The organism is Clostridioides sp. ES-W-0016-02 (assembly GCF_020641035.1).
In the GTDB taxonomy this organism is placed as follows: domain Bacteria; phylum Bacillota; class Clostridia; order Peptostreptococcales; family Peptostreptococcaceae; genus Clostridioides.
In genome coordinates this window covers 58,641-75,220 of sequence record NZ_CP061361.1, presented here as the reverse complement: position 1 = coordinate 75,220, position 16,580 = coordinate 58,641, and the positions used below count along the sequence as shown (strand labels likewise).

14 protein-coding genes and 1 other annotated feature are annotated in these 16,580 nt (G+C 29.7%); all 14 genes read right to left on the bottom strand.

Annotated elements, in window-relative coordinates; genetic code table 11:
- Positions 1-55: 55 nt before the first annotated feature.
- On the bottom strand, positions 56-1,771 hold the full coding sequence (locus tag IC758_RS00520) for a proline--tRNA ligase (RefSeq protein WP_227437074.1): 1,716 nt from the start codon (positions 1,769-1,771) through the stop codon (positions 56-58).
- A 63-nt stretch (positions 1,772-1,834) separates the two neighbouring features.
- Positions 1,835-2,043 (bottom strand) — a binding site (T-box leader).
- 94 nt (positions 2,044-2,137) lie between these two features.
- Positions 2,138-2,623, bottom strand: a complete 486-nt coding sequence (gene ispF, locus IC758_RS00515; RefSeq protein WP_227437075.1) for a 2-C-methyl-D-erythritol 2,4-cyclodiphosphate synthase — start codon at positions 2,621-2,623, stop codon at positions 2,138-2,140.
- Positions 2,620-3,333 carry a 2-C-methyl-D-erythritol 4-phosphate cytidylyltransferase gene (gene ispD, locus IC758_RS00510; RefSeq protein ID WP_227437077.1) on the bottom strand — a complete coding sequence of 238 codons (714 nt, stop codon included), beginning with the start codon at positions 3,331-3,333 and terminating at the stop codon, positions 2,620-2,622. The genes ispF and ispD overlap by 4 nt, the downstream gene beginning before the upstream one ends.
- A 277-nt stretch (positions 3,334-3,610) precedes the next feature.
- Positions 3,611-4,543 carry a biotin/lipoate A/B protein ligase family protein gene (locus IC758_RS00505; protein WP_227860687.1) on the bottom strand — a complete coding sequence of 311 codons (933 nt, stop codon included), beginning with the start codon at positions 4,541-4,543 and terminating at the stop codon, positions 3,611-3,613.
- Positions 4,544-4,720: 177 nt separating this feature from the next.
- Positions 4,721-5,371 carry a class II aldolase/adducin family protein gene (locus tag IC758_RS00500; protein ID WP_227834975.1) on the bottom strand — a complete coding sequence of 217 codons (651 nt, stop codon included), beginning with the start codon at positions 5,369-5,371 and terminating at the stop codon, positions 4,721-4,723.
- Between the two features lie 175 nt (positions 5,372-5,546).
- On the bottom strand, positions 5,547-6,020 hold the full coding sequence (locus IC758_RS00495; protein WP_227437083.1) for a hypothetical protein: 474 nt from the start codon (positions 6,018-6,020) through the stop codon (positions 5,547-5,549).
- Positions 6,021-6,049: 29 nt separating this feature from the next.
- Positions 6,050-7,405, bottom strand: coding sequence for a PTS galactitol transporter subunit IIC (locus tag IC758_RS00490; RefSeq protein ID WP_227437085.1), 1,356 nt, complete (start codon positions 7,403-7,405; stop codon positions 6,050-6,052).
- A 77-nt stretch (positions 7,406-7,482) separates the two neighbouring features.
- Positions 7,483-7,785: a PTS sugar transporter subunit IIB gene (locus IC758_RS00485; RefSeq protein WP_227437087.1), complete on the bottom strand. Its 303-nt coding sequence runs from the start codon at positions 7,783-7,785 to the stop codon at positions 7,483-7,485.
- A gap of 81 nt (positions 7,786-7,866) precedes the next feature.
- Complete coding sequence (locus IC758_RS00480; RefSeq protein WP_227860686.1) at positions 7,867-8,331, bottom strand: PTS sugar transporter subunit IIA; 465 nt, start codon at positions 8,329-8,331, stop codon at positions 7,867-7,869.
- A complete protein-coding gene (locus tag IC758_RS00475) occupies positions 8,306-11,257 on the bottom strand; it encodes a sigma 54-interacting transcriptional regulator (protein WP_227437091.1) in 2,952 nt (983 codons plus the stop codon). Before IC758_RS00475 ends, IC758_RS00480 begins: the two co-directional genes overlap by 26 nt.
- Positions 11,258-11,646: 389 nt before the next feature.
- On the bottom strand, positions 11,647-13,377 hold the full coding sequence (lpdA, locus tag IC758_RS00470) for a dihydrolipoyl dehydrogenase (RefSeq protein WP_227825406.1): 1,731 nt from the start codon (positions 13,375-13,377) through the stop codon (positions 11,647-11,649).
- Between the two features lie 157 nt (positions 13,378-13,534).
- A complete protein-coding gene (locus IC758_RS00465) occupies positions 13,535-14,581 on the bottom strand; it encodes a 2-oxo acid dehydrogenase subunit E2 (protein ID WP_227860685.1) in 1,047 nt (348 codons plus the stop codon).
- 12 nt (positions 14,582-14,593) lie between these two features.
- Entirely contained in the window at positions 14,594-15,580 is a 987-nt protein-coding gene (locus tag IC758_RS00460; protein ID WP_227437097.1) for an alpha-ketoacid dehydrogenase subunit beta, read from the bottom strand.
- A gap of 24 nt (positions 15,581-15,604) precedes the next feature.
- Positions 15,605-16,567, bottom strand: a complete 963-nt coding sequence (locus IC758_RS00455) for a thiamine pyrophosphate-dependent dehydrogenase E1 component subunit alpha (protein WP_227437098.1) — start codon at positions 16,565-16,567, stop codon at positions 15,605-15,607.
- Positions 16,568-16,580: the final 13 nt, after the last annotated feature.

Genomic DNA, 16,580 nt, shown 5'->3' with positions numbered 1-16,580 from the left:
AGGGCATTTATAAAGTACAACTCTGATTATCTATACAGTAGCTTTCTTTAAATTATTATCCTAACTTAACATTGTTTTTGATAAATTCTGCTTTTACTTTTTCACTTATTTCTTCTATTTTAATTAATTCTTTATCTTCTTCGTATCTAAGTTTAAATTCTACTTTACCTTCATCAATATTTTTACCTACTGTAATTCTCATAGGTATTCCTATTAATTCTGAATCATTGAATTTAACACCAATTCTTTCATCTCTATCGTCTAACAAGACTTCTACACCCATATCTTGTAAATCATTATATATCTTTTCAGCTAATGACATTTGTTCCTCATTTTTCATATTTGCTGGAACTATCACAACATGATATGGAGCTACTGATAAAGGCCAAATTATACCTTTTTCATCATTATGTTGCTCAATTATAGCTGCTGCTGTTCTTTCTACACCTATACCATAGCATCCCATTATTATAGGTTTTGATTTACCATCTCTATCAATAAAGTTTGCATTCATAGCTTCTGAGTATTTAGTTCCTAACTTAAATATATGTCCTACTTCAACACCTCTAGCTATTTCAAGAGGTTTACCACATACTATACATTTGTCACCTTCTTGAACATTTCTAAAGTCTCCAACTATACCCTCAAAATCTCTTCCATAGTTAGCATTTCTTATATGATACTCAGTCTTATTAGCTCCAACAACTATATTTCTTTGCTCAACAATTTCTTTATCTATAAAAACATAATCAGCATTTACTCCTATTGGTCCAGCAAACCCAACCTCTGCATTAGTTACTTTTCTTACAACGTCGTCTGTAGCAAGTGCAAATTCTATAACAGAACCTATTGCATTAGATACTTTAACTTCATTAACCTCTCTATCTCCTCTTACAACAACTACAACGGTTTTCCCATCTGCTTCATATACTAAAGTCTTAGCAAATTTATCTGGAGAAGCATTTAGGAATTCTTCTAATTCTTTTATTGTAGCTGCTCCTGGTGTATGAACTTCTTCTAATTCCTTCATTTCTTCTTTTTCTGATACTGCATTACAAGACTCTGCTCTTTCTACATTGGCTGCATAATCACATCCACTACAGAATACAACTTCATCTTCTCCAACTTCTGATTTAACCATAAATTCAGCTGATGTAGAACCTCCTATAGCTCCTGAATCTGCTTGAACTGGACTGTTATCTAATCCACATCTATCAAATATACTTACATATGCATCAAACATATCTTGATATGATTTATCTAATCCTGCTTCATCTACATCAAAACTGTATGCATCCTTCATTGTAAAAGTCTTAGTTCTCATAACACCAAATCTTGGTCTTCTCTCATCTCTATACTTAACTTGTATTTGATACAAATTAAGTGGTAATTGTTTATATGAAGTAATCTCTTGTCTTATTATGTCAGTAAAAGCTTCTTCATGTGTTGGCCCAAGGCAGTACTCTCTTTCTGTTCTATCTTTTAACCTAAACATTTCTGCACCCATAGCAGTCCATCTTCCAGATTCTTTCCACAATTCTGATGGAAGTAAAGCCGCACATAGTATTTCTTGACAATCTTTTTTATTTAATTCTTCTCTAATTATTTGCTCAATTTTTTTAAATACCCTTAACCCCATTGGTAATTGATTATAAACCCCTGAAGTCATTTTTTTTATCATTCCTGACCTTACCATTAATTGATGGCTTGTAATTTCAGCATCTGCTGGAATCTCCTTCAATGTTGGCATAAACATTTTAGACATTTTCATTAATAAATTCCTCCTGAATATTGTTTTCCTGAAAATACAAAAAACCTCTCATCTCTATACAAGTATAGAGACGAAAGGTTTGATTTCCGCGGTACCACTCTAGTTAGCTATATAAATAGCTCTCTTTAGGGAATGTAACGGTTCCTACCGTAAAGATTTTTATACCTTTAAGCTAAAAGACAGGTTCAAAGACTTCCTCTTGAAAACTCTCACCTCTGTTTTCTCTCTGTGAAGATTTCATCATTTTACTATTTCTTTATCATAGCTAATTTTATATTTATATTAATTTTACTTAAATTCACATATTATAGATATTCTATATAGGCCTATTATTTGATATCCATTAAACTTATTACTAATAATATATTAATTATTCTGACTTGTCAATAATAATAAACAAATACTTTGTGAAGCTATTCCTTGTTTTGCACCTGTAAAACCAAGACCTTCTTCTGTAGTTGCTTTTATATTTATGTTTTCAATATCTGTATTTAAAACTTTTGCTATATTTTTTCTCATATTCTCAATGTGGGGAGCCATCTTAGGACTTTGAGCAATTATAGTACTATCTATATTTCCAATTTTATACCCTTTACTTGTTATTAGATTATATACATGTTCTAGTAATTTCATACTATCTATTCCCTTATATTTTTTATCTGTATCTGGGAAATGCTTACCTATATCGCCTAAAGCTAGTGCCCCCAAAATAGAATCCATTATTGCATGTATCAATACATCAGCATCAGAATGACCTAGTAAGCCCTTATCATGTGGTATCTCTACTCCACCAATTATAAGTTTTCTTTCTTCTGCCAATTTGTGTACATCATATCCCAATCCTATTCTCATATAATTCTCCTTCTACTATTCACTTCATCTCTTTTTTCCATGTTTAATATTTGTTCTGCTATATTTAAATCTTCTGGACTCGTTATTTTTATATTTTCATAAGAACCCATTACCATCGTAACACTTTGCCCTATATTTTCTACTAGCATTGAGTCATCTGTTCCATAATAGTTAGTCTTATACGCTTGTTCGTAAGCATTTATTATAAGATTATATTCAAAAGTTTGAGGGGTTTGTGCCGCCCACAATAGTCTTCTTTCTGGAGTTTCTTGTACTGTACCATCAGATACTATTTTTATAGTATCACTTACTGGTACACCTACAACTACGGCCTTTTTTTCTTTAGCCATTTTTATAGATTCATTTATTATTCTGTGGTCTACAAAAGGTCTCGCTCCATCATGAATAAGTACTATATCACAATTTTTATCTAGTTTTTTTAATCCATTATATATTGAGTCTTGTCTTTCTTTTCCGCCATATGCTATTTTTATATTTTTAAAGTTATATTTATTTATTATATTTTCCTTAAAAAAATCTTCCTCTTCTTTTTTTATACATACCACAATTTCATCTATATTTATATTTTCGTAAAAAACTTGAATTGTATGCGCTATGATTTCTTTTTCTCTTAATTTTATGAACTGCTTATTTACGTCTAAGTTCATTCTCCTTCCACTTCCTGCCGCAACAATTATAACACTATACATGGTATCACCTCGTATTTTATTTTTACCTATCATTTATTAAAACTTTTAATGTTTTTATATTTTAACCATCTGATTAATTATATATTAAATTTTCAGTTGTATAAATAGGTAATATCCATTTTCTAACCTAAAATATGTGCATCTGTTGCAAATTATATTGATTTTTCAATAACTTCATCTTTTTATTTTACAACTTTGTAACAGTTTGTATATCTATAAAAAATGTTTAAACCTCTAGATTGATATAAAACAAGTTTATCAATCTAGAGGTTTTGTATTAGAATATTAAATTAATTAAATCTATGTAATTCGGATAATTTTCTAAAATATTGTTTTTTATTTCTTGTTTATCAAAATCTACTTCTATCAATTTATCCATATTTACTATACCATCTATACAAGAAATAAAACATTTTGATATTTTCCATTTATTAACATGTAAATTAATTTTTCTTCTATTGTCAATTGGTAAAACTATTTGAAACTTAGGCGTTTTATTATATATCCATTCTGTTTTTTTATATTTATCTTCTACCAGATTGTATACACTTTTGATATCATCATCGTCTAATTCAATTTCTTTTATATTTTTTATATTATTTTTTATATAATCAACACAATAATCTAAAAAATAGTTTATATCTTTTTTGAGTAGAAAATTAATATTTGTAACTTTACTTGAAACAGACTTAGTTGCCTTTGATTCTGTTGATTTATCTGAATTTAAATACTTAGTTAATTTATTTAAATCTGAATCATAAAGAAGAGTTCCATGATAAAGAGAATTTTGCCTTTTTATAGATTGTGCAGAACCAGAAATTTTTTTACCATTTAAAAATAAATCTTTTCTTTCTGTTGTAGATACATTTAATCCCAATGATAAAAGCATACTTTGCATAAATTTAGTATGTTCTAAAAAATCGATTTCATGAAGATTCCTATTTTTTTGTATAAATGACATATTGATATTTCCTAAGTCATGATACACAGTACCTCCACCAGATATTCTTCTTAAAATGGGAATTTCACCATTTTCAATAACATCATAATGTATCTCCTGATATGGATTTTGATTTTTTCCTATAAAAATAGATTCTTCATTTCTCCATATGATTATGATATCATCATTATATTTCTCATTTAAAAATAGATACTCTTCTAGAGCTAAATTAAAGTAAGGATTGGTGTTTTTGTTTAATAAGTAATACATAAAAATTCAGACTCCTTTTATATTTTATCTTACTATTTATTTTAAATTAAAATAAGTTTATATAGTATTTAACTTTAAATTATTCTTTCTAAATCATTAAACCTATTATAACATAATACAACTCCTTACTATTACTGAACATCTGTGTTTTTTATTATTCTGAGAGTTTTGTTAAATTTACTTATCCTGACCATACACATTAAGAAATACATTTCTAGCTCTTTGAACTTCTTCATCTGGTAATAATACTGGTGTCCCAATTGATTTTGCTAAATAATATACTTTTGCTGCATCTTCTAACATTACAGCTGCGGTAAGTGCATGCTTTACAGATGGACCAACTGCAATCACTCCATGATTTGCCAAAAGACATGCTCTCCTATTACCTATTACATCAATAACACATTTTCCCATCTGATTAGATGTTGGTGGTGAAAATTTTGCAACTGGAACTGAACCTCCTACCTCATTTGCAAGAGTTGTACTTGCACACTCTATAGACTCATTTAAAATTGCAAAGCAACTTGAATATGTAGAGTGTGTATGTATTATACTATTTATATCATCTCTATGTTTATATATATATAAGTGGTCTGGTGAATCTACTGATGCCTTCCATTTACCATCTACAGTATTTCCATCTATGTCTATTAAAACAATATCACTTGGTGTAAGATTTCTATAATCCATTCCACTTGGTGTGATTGCTATATATCCAGTTTCTTCATCTCTTCCACTTACATTTCCTCCTGTCAATGTAACTAAATTATAGTTTAGAAGGTCTAAAGACGCTTGTAATACCTCTTTTCTCAAATTTTCTAATAACATTAGCTAAATCCTCCCATTTATTAGAAACATAGTTCTATATGTTCCTGTTATATATCTTACACAATAAGATTTTATTTCCGCTATTTTGATTGAAAATTCTAAAAAACCTTTATAAGATTTAAACTTATCTCTTTATACTAAACATAAGCCAATTTTAATTTGAAATTTTCATTTTTTATAGTTCATTACTCTTTAATCTTTTATTTCTAAATTTTAATGATTCTGGATGCAAACATTCTTCTAATTCAATAAAATAATTATATAGTTCTGTATTGTCATTAAACATGTTTGTTTTTATCCAATATCTCCCCTTAATAAAACTACCATCATTAATTTTTAGATACATTTTTTTGTCATGAAATTCTCTTATTCTTATTTTTTTTATATCTTTAATTTCATACTCATGTATAGAATTAAATGAACTAAAATATATATATTTATTGTCCATAGTAATCATGTTAGGATTACTTGAGGATACAAAAGTATTAAATATTCCATAAGTACAAATAACTATCATCAAGCTATATATATTAATACTAGGATTTATATAATTATTAAATAGTGCATAAATCAATATTAAAATCATAAAAATCCCTGGTATTGTTACACTAACTATATATCTTTTAGAATCATATATATATTTTTTCATAATTTATACACTCCTTAATAAAATTACATTTAAGCTTCATCTTGTGTAGATAATACTTTATTTTCCTTTATTATTCTACTTCTATTATAGATAGCCATCCCTAAAGCTATAACTGCCAAAATTATTCCTCCAATTACTTTGTAATTCATAATTTTTACAAATACCCAGCTTAATGGATTTGCTCCATCACAAATACTTGAAATCATAGTTGCTCCTTCAGGCATTTTAAAGCTTGCATTTAAAGCCATTTGAGTAAATAGTGGTGCTAAATTAGTTGCTATTAATAGCCCAGAAGTAATAATAACTATTCCTATTATTAAAGTTCTAAATACATTTCCTTTTGTAATTGGAACGATTAAAACAAGTGCAAATGGTATTACAGCTAAATCTGCAAATGGTAAAACTTTATTACCTGGTAATATAGCTGCTATAACTATAGTTAGAGGCACTAGTACTAATGCAACTGACAATGTAACAGGGTGTCCTATTCCTACTGCAGAATCTAAACCGATGTATATTTTACCTCTATTTTTAAATCTCTTTTCAATAAATTCTTGTGCTGCCTCTGATACTGGCAACAAACCTTCCATTAATAAAGCCGCCATTTTGGGAATTAGTATTAAAACAGCTCCCATAGTTATCCCTAACTGCAATATACCTTTTATGTCATACTTGGCTGCAATACCAATTATTATCCCTATTAAAGACCCCATTATTAAAGGTTCTCCAAATAGGCCAAATTTTTTTTGTAATGTATCAGCATTTATTTCAATTTTATTTATCCCTGGAATCAAATCTAATACTTTATTTACAACTATAGCAATTGGAACAAATGCTTGTGTAAATCCATGAGGAAGAGATATACCTGGCATCCCTAAGTATTCTTCTATCCCTGGGGCTGTTAAGTCTGCCATTACTAAAACAATTACCATATTTGCTACTGCTGCAAATACTCCCCACATAACACTTTGCGTAGCCCCTGCCACCAAAGCTCCTGTAAATGCAAAATGCCAGTAATCCCATATATCTACATCGACAGTTTGAGTTGTATTAGTAATTAACATAACTATATTTACTACAAGTCCTATTGGAATAATTAAAGCACCCACTGTTGATGCAAAAGCTATAGCTGATGCTGCTGGCCATCCAACATCTATTATGGATAGGCTTAATCCTAAGTTCTTAACCATTTGTTGTGTAGCTGGACCTAAGTTATCTGTTAACAAAGCTATAATAGTATTAAGACCTATAAATCCAACTCCTACTGTTAAACCAGCTCTTAAAGATTTTCCAAGCTTTGTACCTAATATCAAGCCAAAAATACATATTATTATTGGCATCATTACTTGTGCACCCAAACCAACAATGAAATTTAATATCGCCATCTAAATTTCCTCCTTCATTTAATTTTCAGTCTCTAAAACCGCAAGATTTTAGAGACTATTTCATTTAAAAATTCAAATTATAATTCTAATTTTTCAAGAACTTCTTTGATTAATTTATCCATTCCTACTCCAGTTAAAAAAGGCAGTCCATTTATTACAGGTGTTTTTATACTACTAGATATTTGTGTAGTACAGATTATTAAATCATAATCTGGTGCTTTTGAAGCTACCTCTACTACTTTACATTGTGTAATACTAACCCTATCTAATTTACCAGCTTCTTCTAATGCCTTCTTTAACTTGTTTATAGCAATTGTTGAAGTACATACTCCTGTTCCACATGCAACTAATATTTTTTTAGCCACATTATTCACCCCCATTAAAATTATTTTATTTTTAAAGATATCTGTAATTAGAAATCTTTGATAACTTTTTATATTTTTAATACTATTTTTGTATGTTTAATTATTCAACTTATAATTTAATAAATTACTTAAACTTTCTTCTCTTAAATCAATAATATTATTTAACATATTTTCATCTTGGAATATGGTCATAAGTCTTTCTAATAGTTGTAATTGCTCTTGTGGCTCTTTAACTGCCAGCATAAATATAACCTTTACATCAATTTCAGTGTCATCTGTACCCATCATTATGAATTTTACAGGTTTATTTAATATGCCAATAGCTATCCCTGGTTCATTTACATGGACTATATCTGTATGCGGTATTGCTACTCCATAGATTCCTGTTGGCAGTCCTGTAGCATATTTTTTCTCTCTTGCTATAACTGCTTCTATATAACTTTCTTTTACATATTGTTCGTCAAACAAACGTTGTCCTAAAAACTTCAAAGCATCTTCATTACTTGATACCTCAATATCTTTAAAAATTAAATTACTATTGATTATTTGCATTGACTCCATCTAATATCATCTCCCTAATAAAATCTCTATCTTTAATGTTTTTAATTTTTTTAAATTCATCTGTTTCTATAAATGTAAGTAGAGTATTCAATGGATTAAAACATTTCTGGTCTACAGCTAGTAGAAGTATTATTTTTACTTTGTTTTTACTCCATACAATAGGATTTTTTAAGATAGCTATGCTTATTGCTGGTCTGATTACATCAATCCCATCTGTATGAGGTATTGCTATTCCGTCTGACAACTCAGTTGGAAATAAATTATCTCTTTCCACTACTTTTTTATAGAAATTTTTTGTTACATAGCCTTTTTCTCTAAGTTTTTTGCTCATGTATTTAAGTACTTCTTCTTTTGATTTAATTTCTAAATCTACAAATATGTCTTCTTTTTGGATTAAATCAGATAATTCATATTTTTTATTTGTTTTAGCAATTTGATTTGTATCAATTAAGTTATTTATTTGATTTAATTTTGTTTTATCATTAATGTCTACTAGGCTAAAAAATGGGATGTTTGGTATCTGAGGGTCAATTGTTCCAACTATTGCGATTACATTTTTTTCATTACTTATTTGTTTTATCTCTAAATCAAGACTTGGATATTCAATCATACCAATAGTCTCTATATCAACCTTTTCATTTATCCCTTTAATGCTTTCCTCTAAACTTTGCTTTATCTTGCAAGCTCCTCCTAATCCAGTAATACATAATGTTACAATTATAGGCTTTCTATTGTCTACTTTTGAGTTGTTCTCTTTGCTAACTTTATCTTTTACTAATGGCTCTATATTTTTAACTTCATCAACTATCTCATCTATTGTTAAATCTGGTAGAACTGCTCTTCGTATGACTTCTATACAGAGTAATGTATCAAATCTAGATATTGTTCTTATATCAATCCCTGTTTTTCCAGAGATAATATCTCCAAAGTACGAAAGGGAACCCATATCAACTAATATAATTACTCCTCTTCCTTCATCAATATCTTTTATTACAGTAGTAGCTTCTTCAATCATTTCTTCTGGCTTTTTCTCAAATGGCATATCCAAATACCTTGCATGATTAATACCTAATAACTTATTGGTAACCTCACATACAGATGACGCAACTCTTCCATGAGCCATTAGAAGTACACCTATCTTTTTTTGTTCAGAAATTTCTCCTCTACTACTCATTTTAAAATATATTGCTATTATACCTATTTCTTCTTTTGGCAAATTTATATTGTATCTTTCCTTTAAATGTTGTGCTACCTTTTCTGCTACAGAATACTCTAATGGATAGTTTCCTATTATCTCTTTTAAATGAGCATTTGATATTACTTTTCCTTCTTTTAATCTTTCAAAAGCTGCTTTTAAATGAATTGCTAGACATAAGTGTAGATTTGGTTCTAATGAATTAAGATACTGTGATGCTATTTTGATTACTTCACAAGTTAACTCTACAATGTATTTTCCAACAATCGGACTTATATCAGGTAAATTCTCAGTGATAGAAACTTTCTTAACTTGTTTTATGTACTTCTGAATACAGCTTTCTAATTCTCCTCCAACAATCCTGTTAATAACATCAAAGTCTAAACCTTGTTCTAATAAATCAATGTGTCTCCTTTCAGTAAGCTTGTATATTTCATCTGGGAAAGTATATATATCTTCATTTTTCTTTTCTATCTCAACTTGAAGGTCTGAATCTATAATTAAATCTCCATCTACATAATTTTCTATCTTTCCTCTACAATTTCTTATCCTTATTAGACCTTGTTTCACATACCCAGGTACATCTGATATATTTATAGTTACTTCTTTTTGTTTATTTGTAAGTTGATTTAATAGTCCTCTAGCACAAGCTACTTGAATATCACTTCTAAGCTGACCTACATTTCCTATACAATCGTAAAGCATAAGAGCTTTTAAGACATCTGATTTTATGTGTATGTTGGCTCCCATTCGTTGGGCTTCTATCAAGAAAAAATTGTTTATAATGTCAAATCTTTCGTTTAATGGTCTTGCAACCAATTCTGGGATTTCAATTGTCACAGGTATACGTCTTTTAAAGGTATTAAGTAAATGAGAATCTATTGGCTCAGAAGTTGCAGAAATAATCATTACATTTATTTTATTTGTAAGCTTTGTTTCTCCTAATTTTCTAACCATTCCTTTATCAATCAATTGAAAGAGTATTTCTTGACCTTCATAAGGCAATCTATGTATTTCATCTATAAACAATATACCCCCATCTGCTTTTGATACTAATCCTTCTTTAGTTTCATCAGCTCCTGTAAAAGCACCCTTAACATGACCAAATAATTGAGATAACAAAAGTTGTGGATTTTCTGAGTAGTCTGCTGCATTGAAAACTATAAATGGTGCATTTTTAGGAAATCTAGATGATTCTACTGCAAAGTTATACATGCACTCTGCTAACTCGCTTTTTCCAACACCAGTTGGACCCATAATAATAGTATGCAACCCATGGGGAGGATAAAGTATAGCTGCCTTAGCTAATTTGACGATTGTACTTAAACTTCCAGTACTTCCTATTAATTTATCAAAGGCCACATCTATTTTTTCTTCTTTAGCATTTAGTTCCTCTTTTTTATCATCATTTTCTTTATCATGTTTTAAATCACCAGAATCTTGGATTTCTTTTAAATACTGTATAACTGTAAATCTTGATACAGTAAATCCAATACTATTTAATCTTCTTGTTATATCATTTTTATTTATATTTTTTTCTTCTTTTACAATATCTTTTATAGCTTTAATCAAAACAACTTTTCTTCTTTGTCTAGAATCTTCTATTTTTAATTCATTTCTTAAAAAGGTAACGTCTTCTCTTCGAATATTTAACATACTTGAAATTGCTTCATCTGTTAAAGGATTTTTCTTATCTTCATTTTCAATTAAGCTTTTTATTCTTTGCCTCATTTCTAATTGTCCCTCCTTACTATTTATATAAGCAACTTACATGCCACATAGTGTTTTTTTTGTGCCATTTTTCACTTCATAAACTTATAACGTTTAAATTAAGCTATTCTTTTATTTAAATATTAAGAAAATTTTTTTTATTTTTCACAAATAATACTTTCGTAAAAAACAAAAAAATCTTTTCTCTTAAATTTTTCTGTAATAAATCTAAAATGACACCCTTATTCTATATTACTATCTTTTTTGTACAACAAAAACTACAAATAACCTTATGATATATTTTTACAAAAAGAAACCCCTTTTGTATAAATAAATACATTTATACAAAAGGGGTATGGCTAAGTGAGTTTTTAAAGATTTTATATATTATATAAACTTAGGTTAATAGCTTATTTTTTTGGTAAATGTAAGCATTCACCACTTACATCTGCTAAAGCTTCCATCAGAGCTTCTGAAGTACATGGGTGACCAAAAATCAAGTCACTAGCTTCATCAGCAGGTATTTCTAATGCTTTAAATGATGCTGCATGATTTATAAGTTCTGCTACACCATATCCAAACATATGCACACCTAAAATTTCCCCATACTTAGCATCTGATATTACTTTTACATATCCTTGCTCTTGTCCAGAAGCTAAAGCTCTTCCATTTCCAGCAAAGTTAAATTTACCAATTTTTATATTATATTTTTGTTTAGCATCTTCTTCTGTAAGTCCAACTGATGCAACCTCTGGAACTGTATAAACACAACTAGGTAATGCACTTAAATCTGCTTCTTCATCCATACCTAAAGCATTTGAAGCTGCTACTTCTCCCATTTTAAAAGCTGCATGAGCTAGCATTATACCTCCAGTAACATCACCTACTGCATATACACTTGGTACACTTGTTTCCATTTTACTATTTACAACTATTGAACCTCTATCTATTTTAATATCTAAGTCTTCTACACCAGATAGATTAGCTTGTCTTCCTATAGCATATAGACCTAAATCTGCCTTTATTGGTTCTTCTCCTTCAATACATACTATTATTTTATTTCCTTCTTCTTTAAATTCAGAAACTTTCTTTTCAGTTAATATAGTTATTCCCTTTTTCTTAAGTGAATCTCTTAAAGACTGGCTCAATTCTTTGTCCATTCTTGGAATTATTCTGTCTTCCATTTCTATTATAGTTACTTTAGAACCTCTTGAGTTGAATATCTCTGCAAATTCACAACCTATTACTCCACCACCAATTATTACTAACTCTTCTGGTACTATGTCTAAATCTAAAGCTTCTGTACTAGTTATTATTAATTTTGATTCTATTCCTTTTATTGGTAAGATTCTCACCTTAGAACCAGTGGCAATTATTGTATTTTCTGTATCTAAAACTTTTCCATCTGATAGTATTACTTTATGGGCTTCTTTAACAGTAGCTTTAAGATTAAAGACATCTACACCTCTGCTTTTTAACAACCCACCAACACCAGCTGTAAGTTTTTTTACTACTCTATTTTTATACTTTATAGCCTTTTTTATATCTTGTTCCTTATCAACAGATACTTTTACACCTCTTTTTGATAATTGTTCAATTTCTTCTAATATTTCTACTGTTTTTACATAAGTTTTTGTAGGAATGCAACCTCTATTTAGGCAAGTTCCTCCTAATGTGTCCTCTTCTACTAATGCAACTTTGCCTCCTAATATAGCTGATTTTAGTGCTGATAAATACCCTCCAGGTCCTCCACCTACTACTACCACATCATAATCATGATTACTCTCTTTTTTAATTGTCTTTTCTTCTTTTATTTCTATTTTTTCTGTTTCAACAATTAAATCTTCTTTTGATACGTTTCCAGATAAGTATTTAGCCTTTATTTCTTCTTGCTTTTCTCCCTTTTCTGCTATTACACCTATTACTGTAAATACTGGTAATACTTCTCCTTCTTCTTTATGTATAATTGCAGCAAGTATACCTTCTCCTTCTGATTCTATTTCCATGTTGACTTTATCTGTTGTTATCTCTAGTATAGGTTCTCCAATTTTTACTTCTTCGCCTTCTTGTTTTAGCCAAGATACTATAGTACCTTCTTCCATAGCTACTCCAGCTTTTGGCATTATGACTTCTACTGACATAGGCTATCCTCCTATTTATTTTTTATATATTTTAGTTAATCATCTTATATTCATACAGATATCTTTTACATACAATAATTTTAAATCTAGTAAAATTAAATACATCTTTTTATGTGGTCTATTCAATCTATTTACATAAAGAGTAAAATATCAAAACCTATACGAGCATTGCTAATGGATTTTCTAATAATTCTTTTAAATCTTTTAAGAATTTTGCTGCTACTGTACCATCTATTATTCTATGGTCTGATGTTAATGATAAATTCATTATAGGTTTTATTTTAGCCTCTCCATTTACTGGCACAAACTTATCTTGAGTTGCTCCTACCCCAAGTATCGCACTTGAAGGCATATTTATTATAGGTGTAAATGTCGTTATACCATACATTCCAACATTGCTTATAGTAAATGTATTACCTTCTTGGTCTGCTGGTAGAAGCTTTCCTGTTTTTACTTTTTCAGCAAGTTCTTTGCTTTCTTTAGCTATTTCTTTTAGCGATTTTTCATTTACATTTTTTACTACTGGGACATATAAACCTTCATCTAGTCCAACAGCAATAGCTATATTTATATCTTTATATCTAAATATTCCATTATCTGTCCATGCTGAATTTAATGCTTGATGCTTTGGAAGTACTCTAGATACAGCCATTACTATTAAATCTGTCATTGTTAATTTTACTCCAGTTGATTCTTTTACTGTATCTATTAATTTTGCTCTAAGTTCTTTAAGTTCTGTAGCATCTACCTCTATATTGAATGTAAATACAGGAGCACTGAAGTAGCTTTCTGACATTCGTTTTGCTACAGTTGCTCTCATTGGATTTGGCTTTTCGAACTCTCCTTCTACAGTATTAAACGTACTTAAATTCTCATGTTTTGATTCTATTTCTTTTGTTTCATTAGATTTAGATACATCAGTTGATACGATAGTCTCTTGTGTATGTGCCTTTTCTATATCTGCTTTTTTTATTTTTCTATTGTATCCAGTACCTACAACATTTTCTAAATCTATATTTAAATCCTCTGCTATCCTTTTTGCTAAAGGAGTTGCTTTTACTTTATTATTTTCTAGATAGTTTAACACATCCACTAGATGTATTCTTCCATTTTCTCCACTTCCAACCAGCCTATCTAACTCTATATTGTCTTTTCTTGCTTGGTTTTTGGCTGCTGGTGTGGCTTTTACTTTATTTGCCACCATTTCTATCCCCCCTTATCTAACAATTAAAGATTTTATTGCATCTTCTATTTCATCAATTCTTGGGACTACTGCTTTTTCTAGCTCTGGATTATATGGTATTGGCACATCTTTTCCACATATTCTTTTTACTGGTGCATCTAAATAATCAAATGATTCACTTTCTGTTATTAATGCTGATATTTCTCCACCTAGACCACCAGTCTTAGCTGCTTCATGGCAAATTAAAACTCTACCAGTTTTACATACACTCTTTATGATTGTATCTTTATCTAATGGATATAAAGTTCTTAAATCTATAATTTCTACATCTATATTTTCTTTTGATAGGTTTTCTGCAGCTTCTTCAACACTTTGTAACATCCTTCCATAAGTGATTACTGTAACATCAGAACCTTCTTTTTTAATATCTGCCTTTCCAATATCAATTACATAATCTCCCTCTGGGACAATTCCTTTTTTTCTATATAACAATTTATTTTCAACAAATATTACTGGATTATTGTCTCTTATAGCTGCTTTTAATAATCCCTTAGCATCTGCTGGTGTTGAAGGTGCAACCACTTTTACTCCTGGTACATGACAAAACCATGCTTCCAAACTTTGTGAATGTTGTTCTGCTGAACCAGTTCCAGAACCTCCAGGACATCTAACAACCATTGGAACCTGAGCCTTCCCACCAAACATATATCTCATTTTTGCTGCTTGATTTACAATCGCGTCCATAGATATTGTAACAAAATCCATAAACATTACTTCCATAATCGGTCTTAACCCAGTTGCCGCTGCACCTGCTGCTGCACCTGCTATAGCTGCCTCTGATATAGGAGTATCTCTTACTCTTTCTGGGCCAAATTCATCTATCATTCCCACTGATACGCCAAATGCTCCTCCATATATCCCTATATCTTCTCCCATAAATATTACATTTTCATCTCTTCTCATTTCTTCTGACATTGCTTCTTTTATTGCTTGTGCATATGTTAATTCTCTTGTACTCATTTTTATTTTCCTCCTTTACTATTTTTAGTCTGCATATACATCATCTAATAAAGATTCTATTTTTGGATTTGGGCTATTTTGAGCAAATTCTACTGCATCTTCTATTGATTTTTTAGCAAAATCTTCAATTATATCTAATTCATTTTCATTTGCCATATTATTTTCTATAAGATAATTTCTTAAAAATTTTATAGGGTCTTTTGCCTTCCACGATTCTATCTCTTCTTTCGTTCTATATACATTTGCATCTGATTTTGAATGACCTAGCCATCTATAAGTCCTACTTTCAATTAATACAGGCCCTTCCCCTCTTCTACATTTTTCAGCAGCTTTTTGTACTGTTTCATATACTTCTATTGGATTATATCCATCTATTGATATTCCTTCTATACCATAAGATGCTGCTCTTGTTGCAACACTATCTATATTCATGTGACGTTTTATACTTGTTGACATGCCATATAGGTTGTTTTCACAATAAAATATTATTGGTAATTTCCATATTGATGACAAGTTTATTCCTTCATGAAATGTACCTTCATTTGATGCACCATCACCAAAACTACATAAAACTATTTTTCCTGTCTTTTTATATTGTTGTGTAAGTGCAGCGCCAGGAGCTATAGTAAGACCTCCACCTACGACTCCATTTGCTCCTAAGTTACCTGACTCAATATCTGCTATATGCATTGAGCCTCCTTTTCCTTTACAAAATCCAGTTTCTTTTCCCATAAGCTCAGCCATCATTTTATTTAAATCTATTCCCATTCCTATAAATTGGCTATGACCTCTATGAGTTAATGAAACCAAATCTCCTTTTTCTAATGCCATTACTGCGGCTACACTTGAAGCTTCTTGACCTACTGATAAATGAGTTGTTCCATGTACCATACCTCTTGCAAAAAACCAACTAACTTTCTCTTCAAACTTTCTAGCTTGATTCATTCTCTTATACATTTCAAGTAATGTTTCTTTTGATAATGTCATATCAATTCCCTCC